The sequence below is a fragment of the Paenibacillus sp. BC26 genome, assembly GCF_900116125.1.
Taxonomy (GTDB): Bacteria; Bacillota; Bacilli; order Paenibacillales; family Paenibacillaceae; genus Paenibacillus_Z; species Paenibacillus_Z lignilyticus.
Window position 1 is genome coordinate 987,349 of record NZ_FPAD01000002.1, and the last position, 18,126, is coordinate 1,005,474.

An 18,126-nucleotide genomic window follows, 5' to 3' on the forward strand; every position below is an offset into this window, starting at 1 on the left:
TTGGTTGACCTGGAATGCATGATCGCTCAGTTTCTGATATGAATTAACCAATTTTTTCTGTGCATAATAACTCCATGATGACAAAATCTGGGAGGCCTAGCTGCGCATGCTAAAAACGGAGCAAACGGACATCAAAGCATTGCTGCAGCTGTCGGGCCAATCCAGTGATTTTCGAACGGGCAAGATTTCTTTCTCGAATCAGCAGATGCACATCTCTTATTTCAGTACTTTAATCGATCAGAAGCTTCTTCAGGAGCATGTCCTCCAGCCGTTGCAGCAATGCTCCTTGGCTGCTATCCAAACACTTGAGGAGCTTCGCGAGTGGATTCCAATCGACGATATCGAAATTACGGATGAGATCGAGCTCATTCAGACTAAATTGTTCAAAGGCTCTGTCATCCTTCGACTTCACGAATCGGATCCGCTATGTGCCTTGATAAATTTGGAAAACAAACGCGGAATGCGGAAAAACAACGATACGGAGAACGAGTTCAGTGTTGTTGGACCTAAAGTGGGTTTCGTCGAGGATCTGGATACGAACCTTTGCCTATTAAGAGCGCAGATCAATATTCCAAATTTAATCTTTAAGGAAATCTCCATCGGCTCTATGTCCAAAACGAAAGTAGTAGTTGTCTATATCGATGGTGTAACAAACGATCAGAACGTTCAAACCGTAGAGGAAAGATTACAGGCGATCGACTGCGATGTTGTATTCGACTCGTCCGAGCTTGATCAGATCATTTCGGACAACTCCATGTCACCTTTTCCTTTGTTCGTAAGCACAGAACGCAGGGATCGGGTTGTGTATGCCCTCATTTCGGGGCAAGTCGCCGTGATTAGCGATGGATCGCCTTATTTTATTATTGGCCCTTCAAGCTTGTTCGACTTCTTTATTTCCCCGGAAGACTATTATATGCCTTGGATGCTAGCATCCTTTTTTCGTATCATCCGAATTCTCGGAGTCATCTTTTCTTTGTTTGCAACGTCCATGTATGTCGCAATAATGACGTATCATTATGAGGTCATTCCGCAAAATTTTCTCGGCCCTCTCATGTTTTCAAGGCTCAATGTGCCATTCCCGCCCGTTCTTGAAGTGCTGTTTCTGGAAATTACGATAGAGTTTCTTCGCGAAGCCGGGGCTCGATTACCAACCAAGATCGGTCAAACGCTAGGCATCGTCGGAGGAATCATAGTCGGCCAGGCAGCCGTCGAAGCCGCGTTAACCAGCAATATTCTAATCATTATCGTGTCCCTATCGGCATTGGCCTCCTTCACCACACCGATTTACAAGATGTCGAATACGATTCGCTTTCTGCGATTTCCGGTTATTCTATTATCCGCCATCTGGGGTGGATTGGGGATTTTTATCGGGGTCTGCTTCCTGCTTGCCCATCTAACCAGGCTCAAATCATTTGGATATCCTTATACGGTGCCGGTTTATCCACTGCGGATTAAAGATTTCCAAGACAGCTTTATTCGTTCTTCATTTCAATACACGGTGAACAGACCGGGTTATTTAAAGCCGAAATCAAAGAAACGATATACGCCGAAGCCTGTTAAACGGCGTTTTGAGTGGGACGACAAGTGATGATCGCTTTGTAAAAAGGAGCGCCGCGATTGCTATTCAAACAACTTCTTGCCATCGTTCTGGTTGCGGGATTCCTCACTGGATGCAGCGATCAGAGAATCGTAAATCAAATTAATCTTGTCCAAACCATGGGCTTGGATTCCGTGGAACAGGGGCGTGTGAAATGTACAGTTCTTATCGGAAGCTACAAGAAGAAAGGAGAAACTGACCTTAAAATCCTAAATACGGTGGCAGACACCAACTACGACATCGTTCCGAAATTAAACGTGAAATCAAAAAATAGGATTGAATACGGACAACTTGGCGTGATGATCCTCGGCAATAGTTATGCCCAACAAGGTATCGGGACGATTCTCGAGAGCCTCTGCCGTGACCCAAAGGTATCCAGCAGCGTGCTGATCGGAGTGGCAGATGCTACTGCTTCGGAACTGTTATCTAAAGCTCGGCAATCCCACGACTCCTATTTGTTATCCGATATGATCGAACAAAATATTAGGAACGGCAATTTGCCGAAAAACAGCCTACAGGAGACGCTTTTTCAATACTTCGGGGAAGGTCGTGACCTCTATTTGCCTTATTTCGGTCTCGATGGGGAAGATATCCGAATCGAGGGATTGGCATTATTCAGAGATGACAAATTTGTATCCACAATCGGTAACGATAAGGCATTTTTGTTAAAGCTGCTTATGCAATCCACAAAGAAAGGGAATTATTTGGTTCCGATACCAGGGGCAGGCCAAGCGGAAGATAATTATATCCAATTCAGCAGCACGGGTTCCGCAGCAGTTTACCGGTTGAATCATCTAAAGCCGGTTCCTTCCATCAGAATCGATGTGCGACTTAGCGCTCACGCGAGACAATACCCGAGCCATATCGATTTCAGCTCTAACGAACAAAGATCTAGGCTCGAAAAGGAAATCGGCGCTTACTTCGAAAACGAATTGCAACAGCTTCTTGCCTTCTTCCAAAAAATCAAAGTGGATCCGGCAGGTATCGGCGACTTCGTTCGCAGCAAATCGAAGAATTGGAACGCTGAACATTTTCAAGAAATATACCCGAAAGTGAAATTGAAAGTGAATGTTCACTTCACTATCGTCCAACCCGTTATTCCCCAATAACAGGAACGACTGGGGCGAATACCGACAGGAGGCTGCGATGAAACAAGCTTCGATCAATAAATTTGCAGTATCCCCTTACCTCGTATTTTTCCTGCTTTACGCCAGTATGGTCGAGGTGGGGATTTTAGATTTTCAGAAAGCTATGGTACAGAATGCAGGGTACAATGCTTGGATGTCAATCCCAATAACGGGAATTAGCATGCATATCATCGTCTGGATGATTTATAAAATCTGCTCCTCCAATGGGGACACAGACGTTAACGAAATCAATCAGCGTTACTTCGGCCGATGGATCGGCAGAGCCCTTAATGCAGCCATCGTTTGCTACTTTGCCTTTGGAGCATTCATCACCTTTAGACTTTATTTGGCTATCATTCAATATTTCCTTTTCCCGGAAATGAGTTTGTTGCCCATAAGCTTAATGCTTGCTATTCTATTGTATTACATCGTATCAGGAGGATTTCGTTCCATTGCGGGGATCTGCTTCTGGGGGGTGCTTTGTTCTTTCGTTGCTGTCTTCCCCTTGAATTTGCTGGGTCTCAACTATTTACACACTCGGAATCTGTTTCCATTGTGGAATCATTCAGTAACCGAGCTGCTTCTTTCCGCCAAAAGCATGGTGCTTCAATATTTGGGAATCGAAACGTTACTTGTTTATTACCCGTTTATTCAGACACCGGCCAAGTCGCAAAAATGGGCCCACTCATCAGTATTGTTCGTAACCTCTTATTATTTGATCACGCTCTTGATTACTTTTATGTATTATAGTGAAGGCCAACTCCGTAGAGTCGTCTGGCCGACTCTTCATAGGGTTGCATTACTGAAACTTCCGCTATTTCAAAGGTTGGAATACTTAGTGATTTCCGTATTGCTGATCAAAATTATCGCTTCCATAGCTCTTGGATTATGGGCTGCTTGCCGCGGTGCAAAGCAAAGCCTGCGCATGAAACAGCCAGTCAGCTTAATCTTGATTCTGGCTGTATTTATGATCGTAATCGTTTTTGTAAAAGAAGAGAGCTTCATCAAACTCATGTCCGACTTCTATGAATCAGCCGGATTTTATTTCATTTACGCGTATGTCCCGCTTTTGTTTGTACTTACCCGCTTCAGAAAAACAGGGAAATCCTCGTGAATAAATCCTCAACTCTCACTCAACTTCTCCAGTATTCTACGCTTCCGATACATCATTTTACCTGTTTCGGCGACATCCTGTAAGGTGGATCGGTTCAGATAAGCTCCGAATAACATACCTGCGATCGGAATCATCTGGAACAGCTTTTTCCAGCCGAAATTGTCTCTGTACGTGAGCATGACCTCGCGCCAGCCTTGCAGCTGGGACATGACCTGGCCGCTCCGCTCACCGGATTGGAACACGGCGAGATCGTCCAGAATCGCTTTCTTGCCGACGATATCGGCGGAGGAAAACTGCAAGCATTTGACGATAAAGACCCGTTCTGTCTGTTCGGTCGGGTCATAGCCGTAGCTGATCGCAACCTCCTGAAGCGCCTTCAGCGAAATGCCGAGCAGGAGCGGAATGTCGATGGCAAGCGTGAAAATCCCGCCGAATCCCGTTGTCGCCCCTTGCACCGTCGCCGTCTTGCTGCCGGATTGGATGATACGATCGGCCATCTCATCCATTCGACTTAGCGGTAGATGACCGATTCGCTCTAAGGAAACGGCCTCATCCCGCTCAGCATTCGGAAAAAATTTGCGATACATCTGCTCCTTGCTGATCAGATACCGACCGCCGCTCTGGACATAGCTTCCGAGCTCATCGAGCGCAGTTCCGATTTTATCCTGAATGAACTTTGGCGTGATTCGGTCCAATATGGCAAAGGGCAGCCTGCCGAGCTTCTCCCAGAAGAAGAGCCCCTTCTGATCTTGCTCCCATCGTTCGATCTGCTTTAATTCCGTTCTTAAATAATCAGTCGATTCTATATTCGTCATCATGGAGTGGACACCTCGTCTGTAATTTTCCGTTTGCCATACATACTGTAAAAAGCATCGCGACGTTTCAACTTTATTCATACCACAACCATTGCCCAATCCCTAATTCTCCAACCGCCATACTTGTGTACGCTAATCTAAGTTGCCGAACATAGAAACAGGCCGCCCGAGAAAGCATCGGCAGCCACTTATCTTGTCTATGCTTCATGAGCAAAGCTTTAACGGTTGTCAGCGTGGCTATTTGATAAAATATGCCTTTGTACAACGCTAACGGTTGTGACAGACGTTATTTGCAGCAAATGGTGCAACTCCCCGTGAAATACGTTCAAATAAGCTCTCTGGCAACCGTTAGCTTATGAATTGGGTAAGTGGATGCCAAATAAGCACTGTCACAACCGTTAGAGGTGGAAGGCGACAAACTCGACACTCTGAGGCTGCCGATCGGCAGCCTGTTTTCTTGCTATGGGATTCATCAGCTATGCCCTTGGATAAGCACTCCCTCTTGAGGCAGCCAGTCCCAATACAAATTCGCGGAATAATCGAGTTCGACTCGCTCCTCTTCAAACCGGCAAACCAGCCGATAGCGGAACGAATTCTCCACGCAAGCCAAATTGATCTCCAGCGTTTCATCCTCTCTCCATCTGAAACTGCCCGCGGCCTTCCCAGCATAGCCCTGTTCCGAGACTGACAAATCGTTCATGACCCAGAAGCCGCGTCCTAATCGGATGGATTGGTCCAAGGCGTTTATCCGAATGGCCAATGCGGCCTCTCCATTATCGAACAGCAGAGAGAGCCTTTCGATATGCTCACGGTTGGGCTCCAACGCATAGATCCTGTCTTGGATCAGCCGCTCGACTTTGGAATGGCTTTCCTCGAGTCGCACATCAATTCGAAGATCCTTTAATCGATCGCTCAGTTCCTGATAAGCGGTTTCGTCCGGATCCAATATCCCTTCTGACATCCCCGGCAGCAGCGTCTCCCACACGGAGCTAACCAGCTCGTGCTTGTATGCTGTCCCGGAGAAAACCGCAAGCACGGCATCTTGTTCAGGCATGACAAGGCTAAATTGCCCGAATGCGCCGTCCGCCCGATACGAGTTATGTCTGCAACGCCAAAATTGATAGCCGTACCCCTGCGTCCAATCGTTATCCTCGGCCTCCCCATTGGATACGTGAAAGGCTGAAGCTTCGTCAATCCAGCTCGCGGGCAGCAGCTGCTTGCCCTTCCATTCCCCGCGCTGCAAGTAAAGCTGCCCAAACTTTGCGATATCCTCGTTCGTTAGGGTGAAGTTCATCCCGCCATAAGTAATTCCGCGCGGACACAAATCCCAAGTCACTTTCGACAAATCGAGCGGAACGAATAAACGCTGCTCAAGAAAAGCATCTATGGACTGGCCGGTGATCCGTTGTATGATCGCGCACAGCATATAAGTGGCGCAGGTATTATAAGCGAAGTACGTGCCGGGAGTATGTACAATAGGCGTTTCAAGGAAATATCGCACCCAGTTGCCGTCAGCGCATGCCCAGAAGTCCACTCCGCCGGCATGTCCGGTCGCCATCATAAGCAGATGGCGGATGTTCAATGCGGACAAGTTCTCGGATACGGTCTCCGGCAGCTCTTCCGGAAAGAGGTCGACAATGCGATCGTCCAAGGAGAGCAATCCTTCCGCTTCAGCGAAGCCGATTGCCGTGGAGACGAAGCTTTTGCTGAGTGAATACAGCGCATGCGGAATATCACTTCGATACGGTGCCCACCAGCCTTCAGCAATCACATGCCCGTGACGAAGCAGCATGAAGCCGTGAACCTCCCAATTGTTCTCACCGATAACATCCAAGAACCTCATAATTGCCTTCGAAGAAACACCTTGCTCCTCCGGCTTCGATCTTGGCAGCTGAATTCTGTTTTCCATCTATTAGCCCCCTCTTGTTGCGCTTGAGCCGTTCATCCCCGTTTCCCATGGCAATTCCCAGACCGGCCAGCTCTATTATATTCAGGTCATTCCTCCGTCGCCGAACGCGATGGTATTAAGCGCTGAAAGCATCTAAGCGTGAAGCCCCTCTCAAGTTGAGATTTCCCAGCATGTAAGACCCTTGAAAGACGATCAGGGGAACCACGCGTACCCATCCCGAACACGACCGTTAAGCCCTGCAGCGCCGATGGTACTTGGAGCGCAGGGTCCTGGGAGAGTAGGACGTTAGGCTTGCCTCACCTAAATGGTAATGCTCCACTTCCAGCACATTCATCACATTACCGTGAAAACGTAAAAAGCTCAGCTTTTTATCGCCTCCTACCCGGCCTCTCGCATTGCACCTAATACAAGATTGTATCCGTCTGGATCAAGGATGTGCGCATTCTTAAAATCCCAGCCGCCGTGCGACCCTATGAACGGTTCGACTGCGATATGGCCGCCATTCGCGCGCACTTCATCAATAAATTGATCCAGCTCATCCCAACCAATATGCAGGAACGTATCCCAGCCATGTTCCGGACCTTCCCATTCGGTTGGATAGTCAGGGCGTTTCGCAGAGACGACATTCGGCTTAACATCCGCACTTGAAGTCGCTTGCTGGAGGATGAAGCACACATCATCACGTTCCGCATGACCCCAATCATCTATCGAAAATCCGAGACAATCACGGTAATAGGCTTGCGATTTCTTCAAATCAGAAACCAAACGGACCTGAATCGCTTTGCCCAGTTTCACTTTAATGGCCCCATTGGTTTCAAGTACAGGTTCATTCATCGCTTGCATCCTCCTTTAGACATTCATCACCTCTGATACGCTGTAATATACTGGAAAGTTGCGGTGTTCACGCAATCACATGCCGCCGCTATATAAACACGAAAAAGACAGCCGATCGAAATCTCGAATCAGCTGTCTCTTATCCTTTTTACAAATTTGTGGTTGTATGTGGCGGCGAATGTACGGCTAGCCCGATTACGACTATTCTGCTGCCCTTTTTGTATTTTTGGAGCACCTTGGGAACTTTATTCCCCTTTGCGTTGATAATACTTATGGTGAGCGAAGCGTTATTCTTCGTTGCCACGTAGACGGCGCGGCCATTCGCGAAAATTCTTCTCCAATTATTATCAAAGTAATAGACCTCGTCCTTCAAGTCCGACAAGGTATACCGCCGGGTTAAAGCCAAGTGTACCACCTCCCTAACGTAAGTTATGTAGAGGTAGCTGATCGTTCTTGGACCTGAGCTTATATCCACCGTAAAAATCGTTTATGGACCAACAACACACCGTTCTGCGCTGCCCACTTGCCTAAATCCGAGATGCCTTGATCTTCATCCTTAGCGAATCTAAAGCACATAGGAAGGGGAACGATCTTTTTGCCGTGCGGCTTGATTCCAATCGCAGGTCTGAAATACCCCATAATAAGGATGACCTTAATATTCTTCGCGTGAATGTTACGGCCGTTCAATACTAGCTGCTCACTTTGAACATAGAGCTCTGTTGGTTTCTTTAACGTTCGAACCAAGGTTGTCAGCACAATAACTACGCACAGGAGCAGATATGCAGCCGTAATCGCTATCGCAGTTAAGTTCTCTTGGTCATGCAAAGAGTCGATCAAATGGTAGAGTGAGAGAGTAATCATCATCGTCATGGAAAATATGATTCTGTTTCCAGAAGGATTTTTAACAGTGTACTGTGCGAGTTCCAGTTGTGACTCCCCCCTTCAAGCTGCCATTATTCCTCCAATGGGAATAAGCAGATCATTTAAGTTCAGCTGTCCGTGTCGATGTTCATCTGAAAAAGTAATCAAGCACGTTTGAACCAGACGATACTTTTTTATTGTAGAACTCGGAATACCCGCAATTGTTACAAAACACTACGATAAATTCATTAGGAAACATGGAAAAACCTGTCCCGGGTATGGCCATATCTTTCATCTTTGCGTCTTTGCTTCCACATTTGATACAACCTTTTTCACTCATACGCTGTCACTCCCAGATGTTATTATTTTGATATAAATCCCGTTTCTCGAAGTAGTACGAGGGGGTGTGCATGCACTCCCGACCCTGATAAGCTAAGGTTGCAGGAGGGATAACATTGAAGCGACTTTTGAAAATATCGCGAATCATTCCAATAATCGGCGCGCTCAAGGTTCATAACGTTGCCCCGCAATATATATTTCTATCGTCTCGTTCTGCCGTGGTAGTGCTGGTTCCGGTTCCTGCACTTGGCTCACATAAAGGTACTGATCCTTCTTGTACAAAACATAATAAAGCATCATGAACGGGTGAAAGTAGTCGATCCCCCTAATTTGGCAGCTAGAAAGGAACCGGAGTTTCTCCCCATCGGCAATCGTAAAATGCAGCCGGTTGCTTCCACACCAGTCGATGGTTAAACGCAGCTCATACTCGCCGGGCTCAATGTCGAACTGCGCCTTCCCTCCATCTTTGACTGTCCCCACCTGAACGTCGTTCAGCAGAATAACATAGTCCCGAATGAGATTGACCCACTGGGATGATCTCTCGATTTCGATACATGCAGCCATTTACTCCGTCAACTCCCACTTGCTTTTATAGTCATGGAACTCCCTCTACCTGAATTCGGCAGAATCCCGTCCCATCAACGGAGAGCGTCTCAATATATGCTTTATTGTCCATTCGTCCACCAAGATGCCCCTCGAAATATCCTGACAGGCACCTTCAATGAGCCATGCCCACCATGCCGGCGTGAGCAGCTCCCATTCCTCCGGCTCAAGCGGTGAAACTTCATCATACGCAAGGACAATATCATCATGCATGCCACGCCATGAAAGTGCGAAGTCGGCGACTCGATGATTCCAATGGGAAAGATCGAAGTCAAGGATGCCCGAGAGGCGTCCTTGTGAGAAGCGCAGGTTCCACGGCGTGAAGTCACCATGAATAACGATGCCCGGCCGGGTCTGTAGTTTAAGTCCTGCAATTCTCTCACGCGCGCGTTCGAGATGCCAGCGTAGGATACGGATCTCCTCCGGCTGCTTACGCTCTTGCTCGAACAGCACATCGTCCAATGCGGGGTCATCTAAAATCTTCTCGCAACGCCGCCAACCATCACGCTGCCCGAACCCGGACAGCTTCGCCAAATCATCGTGGAATTGAGCCATCAGTCGTCCTCGAGCACGTTGTTCGAGAATTCGATCATCTACGGACGGGGGTTCGCCGGGAAGATAGGGGAACAGGCACCAAAATTGGCCGCCTATCTTGATCGGTGCCTGGGCAGCAGGCGCGACAGGCCATCCCAGTGCTGCGACGCTTGTTAGTAAGCGTAACTCGTAGTCGATATTGGCAGATGATGTGGACCACCACCGTCTCAAGACAAGTCGTTCTCCTCCACTATCAACAAGCCAGTGCAGATTATGGGTTCCACCCAGCGGAGCGATTACTCGAACTCCGAACTTCTCCGTTACCTCGTCGGTCGGTATGTTATCCATCATGCATCCCCTTCCGGAGCAGATTGTTTTTTCCTACTGTGCCCATGAGATTCGGTGCGTTTTAATAGGATATACTCTTCCAACGTTTGGAAAGTTGCGCAAGTCTTCCAGTTAGAACCAAATCTATTAGATTCTCATAAGATAAGACATGTCCATCCAAAGAGGAGATGAAAACATGACTTACTCAACCAGCGTAGTCACTAATACCAGAGATTTAGGCACGGCTGCTGCTGCTATATTTGTAAATGTACGTAATAATGACATTGCAGATACAACCGTACTAATAACAGTAATTGCTTCTGTGGATTCTGAGAACTTCTATACAGCCTATCTCTCTGGTTTTGTTGTACCGCCAGGAGGCTACGAAGTCATGACCTTTAACATTGCCGGTAATGTGGCTTACGAAGTGCAAGTTTTTGTGAATAAATTTGACGCATTCATGGCGCCAGCATTAGTTTCCGTCTATGGCGTGGATGAGTTCGGCAATCTTGTTGAGAATCAAGGCTTTTCTCCACAAGATTTAACCGTTATAGGATAAGGCATGCCATATTAGGAGGAGATGATAACTTGTCAACTTACTCAATTGGTGTAGTAACCAATACCAGTGCGCTCGGATCGGCTGCTTCTACGATCGTCTTGAATGTTAGCAATGTGAATACGTTTCATGTGTCCGTAATCGTCAAGATCGTTGCTTCTGTGGATTTTGAAAACTTCTATACCGCACATCTCTCAGGATTTGTTGTCCTGCATGGCGCCTATGAAGTTATGACCTATAACATTGCCGGAAATGTTGCTTACGAAGTACAAGTTTTCTTGAGTATACCTACCCCTTCCGGACCGCCTCCAACCTTAGTGTCCGTCTATGGGATTGATGAATTTGGTAATCCTGTGGTGAATCAAGGGTTTACTACACAAGACTTAATCCGAACCGCTGAAATCACCTTAGATTAACTACCATGCCATCTATTACGCTATTTGCTCCGTTAGCTAAGCGAAGGCAGCCGATCTTTTTACCGGCTACCTTCGTTTTATAACTCGATTATTTCCCATATGTTATGTTCATTTTCTTAACAAGCTCTTCGATCTCTACATTTGATACATAGCCGGATTGTAAACGGACCCTATTTGCATCGTGAGAATCGAATAACATATCTCCTCTTCCCAGTAAAACTTCTGCGCCGGGTTCGTCTGAAATTGTAATGGCGTCTGATGCGGAAGCAACCGCAAAAGTAGCTTTGGTGGTGAAGTTGCGTTTAATTATCGGGCTTATTACCGCCTTTGACGGCGTTTGCGTGGATATAATCAGATGAATGCCGGCTGCAGGGGACCGTGTTGCCAAAGCATCTACATAGTCGTCAACATGAACGCCATTTTGTATAAGGTCTGCTATCTCTTCGATGATCAGCACGATATAAGGTAGTTTTGGCGCATTTGGATATCGATCCGGAAGCATCTCATTGTATTGGGAAATATGTTCGACGCCAGCATGTTCAAACGCTCTATGGCGGCTTGCCATCTCCCGGACCAAATGCTCAAGCGCTAATCTCGCCTCCTGCACCTCTGATATTACTGAGCCAAACAACGGTGGTAATTGGTTGTACAGAGATAACTCTACTTGCTTCGTATCGATAATGATTAACTTCAAGACGTCCGGTGAACAGCCGGATAATAAGCTGTTTATTACGGACTTAAGAAAGACGGATTTGCCGCTACCCTTGGTGCCCGTTACGAGCAAATGCGACATCTCCGCCAAATCGGCATAATAGGGAATGCCATGGGCAGTCATTCCTAACGGAACAGACAAGCATCGCCTTGATGCTTGAAACGCTTCGTTCTCAAGCATTTCCTTGAGCTGTACGAACAATCGTCTCATTCCCCTTTCGGTGTAGCTTCCTTCAACATCTTCCCCCATGAGTTCCAGGAGCTGTTTTTTCAACTGTTTTCTCGATCTTCGTATTCTACTCTCAATGGCATCAGGTGAAGCATGTAGAATCTTACTAATCTCAATAACTGTGAAACCGCCAAAATAATGCAAAAGAATAGGAGATCGATTAATCTCTTCAAGCGTGGAAAGTGCGAGCCTTAGGTTTTGCCCATCGATTTCTCGAAAAACAGCTTCTTCCAAATGGAATGAATCTGCCACATGGCAATAGTCTTCGAGCGGCTCCACGCTATTCTTGTTTCGAAGATAATTAAGGCTAAGTCTATGGGTTATTGAGCAAAGCCAGCTCCCCAGTCGTTCGGGGCTCTGGAGATGCGACATACTCATGTAAGCCTTAATGAATGCCTCTTGCGTAATGTCTTGAGCCTTATGGAAATCGCCTAACACGTTGAAAGCCACTGCATACAGTACTTTTTGATACTTCTCCACCATGACCGAAAATGCTTCGCCGTCACCGCCCAGTAAACGCTCAACCAACCCTTTATTTTCCATGGAGGTCCCCCTTCATTAATAAGACACAAATAAGGCATGAATACCGTCGCCCGTCGCCATGCATGCAAGCAGTTCCCTATATATAAAACAGACCAAACCGCAATATCAAGCGGTTTGGTCTGTTCTACTTATTCCTTATCTGCAAGCAAACTCGTATTACCAGCCGATATCATCGCGCGATGCAGCTTTTTCACCGACATACGCAGCCATTTCCTCTACGCCGGCAGATTTGAACTTGTCTTGAATGCCGCGCAGCATCTTCAGCGCTTCGTCATCGGATTTCGCGTAGCAGGCTTTGCGGAATTCTTCGTCAAAGTTCAAACTTGCCGTTTTATCCCTGAACTCTTGGTATTTAGGCCAATCTCTTACCAGATAAGACGCGCTGACCTTATCGATAATTTGGATCGGCAGTCTCTTCGAGTAGCTAGCCTCGAGCTTCTCCCATTGCGTCTTCTGGTCTTCCGGAATCGGCCAAGTGACTTCAGAGGAGAAGGCGCCCATGAAACTGCCGGAGAGATAGTTGAGACCTTCGTCGCGCTTCAAATCCGGATTATCGTCGAACTGCTTCTTCACGTCCGCAATCCATTGCGGCTTGCCATCGACCATGTTATACGATTTGCCTGCAATACCCCAGTAAGCGAGCAGTCGGCCTTCGTCGCTGTTCAAGTAATCAATTAGACGCAGTGCTGCATCCGGATCTTTGATCTTCGCGCTCAAGAAGATAACCGGGAATCCGGAACGGCCAGGCTTCTCGACTTGCGTCACGATGTTTCCGCTCTTGTTCTTCATTGGTCCAAGCAACTCGTACTGCATTTCCGGATTCGTTTTATAGAGGGTTTTTTGCAAGTCGCCGATCATGCTTTGAGCGCCGAATACAGCCAGCTTGCCCGTAGCGAGCTTCTCTTTCGCAGTCGTATCGGTATTGCTGAACGCCTCCGGATCAAAGAGACCGTTTGTGATCAGCTTTCTCATATACAGCAGGCGAGCTTCTTGGTCCTTGGATTGTGTCCAGTGGATCAGCTTGCCGTCTTCCTGACGGAAGTCCGAAATGTTGTAATCAGACCAGCCGGATAGGAATTGGCTGTAGTCCCATCCATTGTGCATCGTACCGGAAGGGATGACCGGCTTGCCGCTAATATCTTTGAAATCGCCGTTTTTGATCTTAGTCAGCAGGTCCGCGAGCTTCTCTTCCGTATCGATATCCGCAGCATTTACATTCAACGCCTTCAAGATATCTCCGCGGGCATAGAGGCCGTAGTTCCAGTTGTGAATGCTCTCCGGAGTGCCATCCGGCGTCTGCATAGGAATGACATATTGCTTGCCTTCAAGATCAGGGCTATTCAAGTCGAATTCTGCAAAGTCCTTCGCTACACCTTGCGTCATCAGTTTCTTCACGTTCGGATATTTATCCAGATAAGGGGTTAAATCGAGAAGCTGGCCTTCCAAAGCCGCTTTCTTGATGACTTGTCCTTCCCCGCCTGTCGTCGACCAGTATGGCGCATTTACGATATCCGGAACCGTATCCGAAGCGAAGATCGTATTCAGTTTCTCAACTTCGCTTGTTGTGATCGATTCCAGCTTTAACGTTACGCCGGTTTTCTCTCTAACCGCTTTGGCAACCGGATTGTTTTCTTGATCCTGCGGATACCCCGCACCTCCGCCGTTCCAGGCGCTTAGGAAGGATAGAGTAGCCTCCTTTGGTCCGGTGGATTCGTTGTTCCCCGAGTTCTCCGTATTGGAGGTCGTACCGGAATCATTGTTGTTTCCTCCACAAGCCGTTACGGATAATGCAATCATCGGGATGGCAAGCATCAAGCTAAGAGAACTTTTTAGTCTGGTCTTACGCATTAGACAAGCCCCTTTCTGTTGCTAATTTTTTTTATATAAAAGGCAGTGCCTTCTATACTCGGCAATCGACTACTCCTTGAGCGAACCTACCAGTACGCCTTTAACAAAATACTTCTGAAGGAATGGATACACGCAGATGATCGGTGCCGTAATAATGATAACGAAGGTCATCCTGAGTGCCTCAGGCGTTACGCCTCGCAGCGCCATCTGGTTTTCGTTCATGTTTTTAATGGACGATCCGCTGCTCGAGCCCGTCATGGACTGGAACGACGCTTCACTGATCATTTTGTTCAGGAACGTTGCTGCAGGTTGAAGATCTTCTTTCTGGATGAAGAACTGCCCGGTAAACCAGTCGTTCCAGACGCCTACCCCGACGAACAATGCAATGGTAGCCATTACCGGCATCGAAAGCGGGAGAATAATTCTCCAAAATACGCTTAACTCGCTTGCGCCGTCGATTCGCGCCGATTCCGACAGACCTAATGGGATCCCATCGAAGAACGTCTTCATAATGATGGCATTGAAGAAGCTATACAGCGACGGAAGGACAAGCACCCAGTACGTGTTCAAGATATGCAGTTCACGGTACAGAATGAAGGTCGGAATAAGTCCCCCGCTGAACAGAGTTGTGAAGAAAAAGAAGAAGACGATATACTTTCTGCCTGGCAAGCCTTTCCGCGAAAGCCCGTAGGCTAGTAAGGCCGTCAGCAGTGTAGAACCTACGGTTACGATAACCGTTCGGGAAATGGAGATCCAAAATGATTGAATGATATGAGGGTTATTGAATGCTTTGGTGTAGTTCTCAAACGTACCGACCCTCGGGAAGAAGTAGATGCCCCCCTTCATGGCATCATAGCCATCATTGAATGATAGCGCCAAAAAATAGATAAAGGGATAGAGTGCCGTCAGGCAGAATATGAGCAGCAGCGTATAGTTCACTGAGGAATAAAGTTTATCAGCTGCCGACAGTTTTCTCACACCCATACCTGCACCTCCTTAGGTTCATAAGTTGTATTCGGCCTGATTACCATAGCGATACGTCGCTCACTTTTTTGGAAACTTTATTAACGGCCACAATCAGGAGAAGTGAAATCAGTGACTTGAACAACCCGATGGCCGTGGAGTAAGCAAATTGTCCCTGCTGAATACCTGTTTTCAATACATAAGTGTCCAATATTTCCGAGACGCTGAGTGTAGCAGGCGTCTGCATCAACCAGATTTGATCAAAACCGGCGTTCAGAACGCCGCTGAGCGAGAAGATCAGCAAGATACCGATCGTAGGCGTCAGACACGGCAGCGTAATCTTAAACAGCTTGCTCCACCGACCTGCCCCGTCCATTTCCGCAGCTTCGTATAAATGCGGATCGATATTGGTCAAAGCAGCCAAGTAAATGATCGAGCCCCAACCTACGCCTTTCCAAATATCCGAAATGACGACCAGCGGATAAAATAATGATGGCATCCCCATAAAGAAAATCGGCTCTAGCCCCATATGATCCCTGATGTCATTGACAAGTCCCACATTAGGAGAAAGGATTTTTTGCATCAGCGTCACAACAACGACCCAGGATACAAAGTGCGGCAGATAAGAAATCGTTTGGAAGATCCTTTTTAATTTGTTATGCATAACGCCATTCAGCATCAAAGCAAGGATGAGCGGCGCCGGAAATCCAAGCAACAGCTTCAGGAAGCTAATGGATAGCGTATTGTAGAGCACCGAATAGAAACTGGAGTCGCCTAAGAATTGTTTGAAATACCGAAGGCCTTCCCAAGGGCTGTGCAGGATCCCCAAGTTGTATTTGAAATCTTTGAACGCAATCAAAATACCGTACATCGGATAATAGCAAAACACGATATACCAGATAAAAGCTGGGAGCATAAATAAGTAGATATGCCTGAAACTCCATACTTTGGCCCAAGCATTGTTCTTATTTAACCGGACGACTTCGGGCATGACTTCGACTCTTGCATCTTTTGCAATCATTACTCCTCCCACCTTCTACAGGATATTGCCAAACGAAGCGCTTTCAATTAATGAACCGACAGACAGGAATACGAGAAGAACAAAGGCATCGGCTGTTCGCCAAGCAAGCTCTATTTCGTCTAGCAAGCGTTTTCATTAATTTATATAAACATAATATATTTAATATATTTAATCAAGCCTTATTAAGAAAATTGTTTTCGTCAGCATTCGACATTTCCGATAATGCGGTTTATTTTCTGTGTTTTTCACCAAATAGGACGAATTTCCCATATTCCTGAACAGAAATAAAGATTTTTTATAAAATAAAAACATATTAAATATGTTATAAATGTCGCAATATATTAATCGAATTTCGGAAAGAACGATTAAGTTGATGATGGTAGAGCATCCTTGAAACATCTGGGTATAAAGTCGCTGCTCTGAAAAAAACACCGTCTCAAATGCATATAAAAAACCACATTGGCATTAATACCAATGTGGTTGCTTTTATAGCATATGGCGTCTTTTCATAAGAGGATATCCAGCTTTAGGCATTACTCATCGCTACGTTCTATGGTTCTCTATAATTTGTTGTAATCGATTTGCAACCCATTCAATGTCGTAACCTATGCCTTTAAGAATCACTGTATTATAGATTTCTTGCAAGCCGATGCGAAGCATGTAACAATAGATTTTTTCTTTCGACTCGAGAGAAACTATATACTTATTGGTAATTTGATGAGATAAAGGCTGAAGCCTATCTTCACTCCAGAACAGGATATTCGCTTTGTCATACAAATGGTCGCCGTATAAGGGAACACCCCAGTCTAAGACGCCAACAATTTGATTGTTCTTTGCCAGTAAACAAAAAGAACCCAAATCTCCATGCACCATATTCCTCTTGGTTAAAGTGACACCGGTAATATGAGTCTTTAATTCATGAATTGCGGTTTTTACGACTTCGGAGTCCAAACCATTCTTTTCCAAGTCCGACCAATTATAAATATTTTCGTTATAAACCGCTTCAATAAAATCCAGCCAGGATGGGTAAACCGCATGGCCCGTTTTATCAAAATACCCAAATCCCTTGGAGTCCGATACATCACACTTTTCCAGAGCTTCCAAAGCGGTCAGTACTGCCGGTATTATATCAAGTAATTCTTGGGTGCTTAGATCGTGCAAAGTCGTTCCTTCAATATATTCTGAAATAGAGTAAGCAAATCCGAACTCTGTTTCATGCAGTTCCAACACTTTGCGCACAGGGATAGTGGATTTCATTTTATTATAAATCCATTTTTTCTTTTCATAAGTTTCCATGGTATTTCCTATTTGTAAGATATACGGATAATCACCTTCCTGAAAGAAGTAAGTTTGAGAAACTAGCCCACCATGAAGTTCCTTGATATTAATTGCGGAGGGGTGGTGCTTGATGATTAGTTTCTCGATTTCCGTTTCGCTCAGCCTTCTCGTCATTGAAATCGCTCCTTTAAATAAAATTTTTCCCAACAAAAATTCGTCTAAGGAGAGTTCATAAATTCGGCTTAGCTTAATAATGGAATCAATATCAGGGTAGTTTTTGCCGACTTCCCAATTTGATAATGTTTGCCTTGTAATATTCATCTTCGCAGCTACTTCATCTTGCGTATAACCTGCTTTTTTTCTTCTTATCTTTAGCTTTTCACCTAAATTCATATCATCTTCTCCTTACCTTAATTTTCTCATTTTTCATGGAAATAGCTAGCAAGGGAACCTTGCATTTCCCGTTCATATTCATTTTCGACTTCAAGCTTCCCCCACCCT

Annotated in this window: 17 protein-coding genes, 1 rRNA gene and 1 pseudogene; 6 read left to right on the plus strand and 13 right to left on the minus strand. The window is 46.1% G+C overall.

Annotation, left to right across the window (positions count from 1 at the left end; all coding sequences use genetic code 11):
- Positions 1–106 precede the first annotated feature (106 nt).
- The 3 genes from BM412_RS20470 to BM412_RS20480 are packed head-to-tail and all read left to right on the plus strand — an operon-like array spanning position 107 to position 3,838.
- Positions 107–1,588 (plus strand): spore germination protein, encoded by a 1,482-nt coding sequence (locus BM412_RS20470; RefSeq protein WP_091222483.1) that lies wholly within the window; start codon positions 107–109, stop codon positions 1,586–1,588.
- A gap of 29 nt (positions 1,589–1,617) precedes the next feature.
- The gene (locus BM412_RS20475) at positions 1,618–2,706 is read left to right on the plus strand and encodes a Ger(x)C family spore germination protein (RefSeq protein ID WP_091222486.1); all 1,089 of its coding nucleotides are present in this window, start codon (positions 1,618–1,620) and stop codon (positions 2,704–2,706) included.
- A gap of 37 nt (positions 2,707–2,743) precedes the next feature.
- On the plus strand, positions 2,744–3,838 hold the full coding sequence (locus BM412_RS20480; protein WP_177245964.1) for a GerAB/ArcD/ProY family transporter: 1,095 nt from the start codon (positions 2,744–2,746) through the stop codon (positions 3,836–3,838).
- Positions 3,839–3,846: 8 nt separating this feature from the next.
- Here the strand turns inward: BM412_RS20480 and BM412_RS20485 are convergent, their stop codons facing one another.
- From BM412_RS20485 to BM412_RS32930, 3 genes and pseudogenes are all read right to left on the minus strand, one after another.
- Entirely contained in the window at positions 3,847–4,653 is an 807-nt protein-coding gene (locus tag BM412_RS20485) for an EcsC family protein (RefSeq protein ID WP_091223003.1), read from the minus strand.
- A gap of 472 nt (positions 4,654–5,125) precedes the next feature.
- Positions 5,126–6,562, minus strand: a complete 1,437-nt coding sequence (locus tag BM412_RS20490; RefSeq protein ID WP_091222491.1) for a serine hydrolase domain-containing protein — start codon at positions 6,560–6,562, stop codon at positions 5,126–5,128.
- Positions 6,563–6,584: 22 nt separating this feature from the next.
- Positions 6,585–6,673, minus strand: a pseudogene (locus tag BM412_RS32930) (HAD hydrolase family protein); the annotation flags it as partial.
- Between the two features lie 66 nt (positions 6,674–6,739).
- Here BM412_RS32930 and rrf point away from each other — a divergent pair.
- Positions 6,740–6,855 (plus strand): 5S ribosomal RNA (gene rrf / locus BM412_RS20495).
- 85 nt (positions 6,856–6,940) lie between these two features.
- On the opposite strand, the gene BM412_RS20500 is transcribed toward rrf, so the two are convergent.
- The 5 genes from BM412_RS20500 to BM412_RS20525 form a co-directional block, all read right to left on the minus strand.
- Positions 6,941–7,396, minus strand: coding sequence for a VOC family protein (locus BM412_RS20500; RefSeq protein WP_177245965.1), 456 nt, complete (start codon positions 7,394–7,396; stop codon positions 6,941–6,943).
- Between the two features lie 465 nt (positions 7,397–7,861).
- On the minus strand, positions 7,862–8,266 hold the full coding sequence (locus BM412_RS20510; RefSeq protein ID WP_091222498.1) for a hypothetical protein: 405 nt from the start codon (positions 8,264–8,266) through the stop codon (positions 7,862–7,864).
- A 139-nt stretch (positions 8,267–8,405) separates the two neighbouring features.
- Positions 8,406–8,597 carry a zinc ribbon domain-containing protein gene (locus tag BM412_RS20515; protein ID WP_091222501.1) on the minus strand — a complete coding sequence of 64 codons (192 nt, stop codon included), beginning with the start codon at positions 8,595–8,597 and terminating at the stop codon, positions 8,406–8,408.
- Positions 8,598–8,761: 164 nt separating this feature from the next.
- Entirely contained in the window at positions 8,762–9,160 is a 399-nt protein-coding gene (locus tag BM412_RS20520; RefSeq protein ID WP_091222503.1) for a hypothetical protein, read from the minus strand.
- A 45-nt stretch (positions 9,161–9,205) separates the two neighbouring features.
- Positions 9,206–10,084: a phosphotransferase enzyme family protein gene (locus BM412_RS20525; RefSeq protein ID WP_091222506.1), complete on the minus strand. Its 879-nt coding sequence runs from the start codon at positions 10,082–10,084 to the stop codon at positions 9,206–9,208.
- 145 nt (positions 10,085–10,229) lie between these two features.
- On the opposite strand from BM412_RS20525, the gene BM412_RS20530 reads away from it, so the two are divergent.
- Together BM412_RS20530 and BM412_RS20535 are read left to right on the plus strand one after the other, a co-directional pair.
- On the plus strand, positions 10,230–10,619 hold the full coding sequence (locus BM412_RS20530) for a hypothetical protein (RefSeq protein WP_256256475.1): 390 nt from the start codon (positions 10,230–10,232) through the stop codon (positions 10,617–10,619).
- Positions 10,620–10,648: 29 nt separating this feature from the next.
- On the plus strand, positions 10,649–11,032 hold the full coding sequence (locus tag BM412_RS20535) for a hypothetical protein (protein ID WP_091222510.1): 384 nt from the start codon (positions 10,649–10,651) through the stop codon (positions 11,030–11,032).
- An 88-nt stretch (positions 11,033–11,120) separates the two neighbouring features.
- Here the strand turns inward: BM412_RS20535 and BM412_RS20540 are convergent, their stop codons facing one another.
- From BM412_RS20540 to BM412_RS20560, 5 genes are all read right to left on the minus strand, one after another.
- A complete protein-coding gene (locus BM412_RS20540) occupies positions 11,121–12,515 on the minus strand; it encodes a sigma-70 family RNA polymerase sigma factor (RefSeq protein ID WP_091222512.1) in 1,395 nt (464 codons plus the stop codon).
- Between the two features lie 156 nt (positions 12,516–12,671).
- Positions 12,672–14,363, minus strand: coding sequence for an extracellular solute-binding protein (locus BM412_RS20545; protein WP_091222515.1), 1,692 nt, complete (start codon positions 14,361–14,363; stop codon positions 12,672–12,674).
- A gap of 69 nt (positions 14,364–14,432) precedes the next feature.
- Positions 14,433–15,347, minus strand: coding sequence for a carbohydrate ABC transporter permease (locus tag BM412_RS20550; RefSeq protein WP_091222518.1), 915 nt, complete (start codon positions 15,345–15,347; stop codon positions 14,433–14,435).
- A gap of 40 nt (positions 15,348–15,387) precedes the next feature.
- Positions 15,388–16,347, minus strand: coding sequence for an ABC transporter permease (locus BM412_RS20555; protein WP_091222520.1), 960 nt, complete (start codon positions 16,345–16,347; stop codon positions 15,388–15,390).
- A 543-nt stretch (positions 16,348–16,890) separates the two neighbouring features.
- The gene (locus BM412_RS20560; RefSeq protein ID WP_091222523.1) at positions 16,891–18,018 is read right to left on the minus strand and encodes a helix-turn-helix domain-containing protein; all 1,128 of its coding nucleotides are present in this window, start codon (positions 18,016–18,018) and stop codon (positions 16,891–16,893) included.
- Positions 18,019–18,126: the final 108 nt, after the last annotated feature.

Bases quoted from the DNA above. Each gene is read 5' to 3' on its own strand.
- BM412_RS20545 (WP_091222515.1), bottom strand. From the start codon at position 14,363: ATGCGTAAGACCAGACTAAAAAGTTCTCTTAGCTTGATGCTTGCCATC.
- BM412_RS20490 (WP_091222491.1), bottom strand. From the start codon at position 6,562: ATGGAAAACAGAATTCAGCTGCCAAGATCGAAGCCGGAGGAGCAAGGT.
- BM412_RS20525 (WP_091222506.1), bottom strand. From the start codon at position 10,084: ATGATGGATAACATACCGACCGACGAGGTAACGGAGAAGTTCGGAGTT.
- BM412_RS20470 (WP_091222483.1), top strand. From the start codon at position 107: ATGCTAAAAACGGAGCAAACGGACATCAAAGCATTGCTGCAGCTGTCG.
- BM412_RS20510 (WP_091222498.1), bottom strand. From the start codon at position 8,266: ATGACGATGATGATTACTCTCTCACTCTACCATTTGATCGACTCTTTG.
- BM412_RS20560 (WP_091222523.1), bottom strand. From the start codon at position 18,018: ATGAATTTAGGTGAAAAGCTAAAGATAAGAAGAAAAAAAGCAGGTTAT.
- BM412_RS20540 (WP_091222512.1), bottom strand. From the start codon at position 12,515: ATGGAAAATAAAGGGTTGGTTGAGCGTTTACTGGGCGGTGACGGCGAA.
- BM412_RS20550 (WP_091222518.1), bottom strand. From the start codon at position 15,347: ATGGGTGTGAGAAAACTGTCGGCAGCTGATAAACTTTATTCCTCAGTG.
- BM412_RS20530 (WP_256256475.1), top strand. From the start codon at position 10,230: ATGTCCATCCAAAGAGGAGATGAAAACATGACTTACTCAACCAGCGTA.
- BM412_RS20500 (WP_177245965.1), bottom strand. From the start codon at position 7,396: ATGAATGAACCTGTACTTGAAACCAATGGGGCCATTAAAGTGAAACTG.
- BM412_RS20480 (WP_177245964.1), top strand. From the start codon at position 2,744: ATGAAACAAGCTTCGATCAATAAATTTGCAGTATCCCCTTACCTCGTA.
- BM412_RS20515 (WP_091222501.1), bottom strand. From the start codon at position 8,597: ATGAGTGAAAAAGGTTGTATCAAATGTGGAAGCAAAGACGCAAAGATG.
- BM412_RS20555 (WP_091222520.1), bottom strand. From the start codon at position 16,347: ATGATTGCAAAAGATGCAAGAGTCGAAGTCATGCCCGAAGTCGTCCGG.
- BM412_RS20485 (WP_091223003.1), bottom strand. From the start codon at position 4,653: ATGACGAATATAGAATCGACTGATTATTTAAGAACGGAATTAAAGCAG.
- BM412_RS20520 (WP_091222503.1), bottom strand. From the start codon at position 9,160: ATGGCTGCATGTATCGAAATCGAGAGATCATCCCAGTGGGTCAATCTC.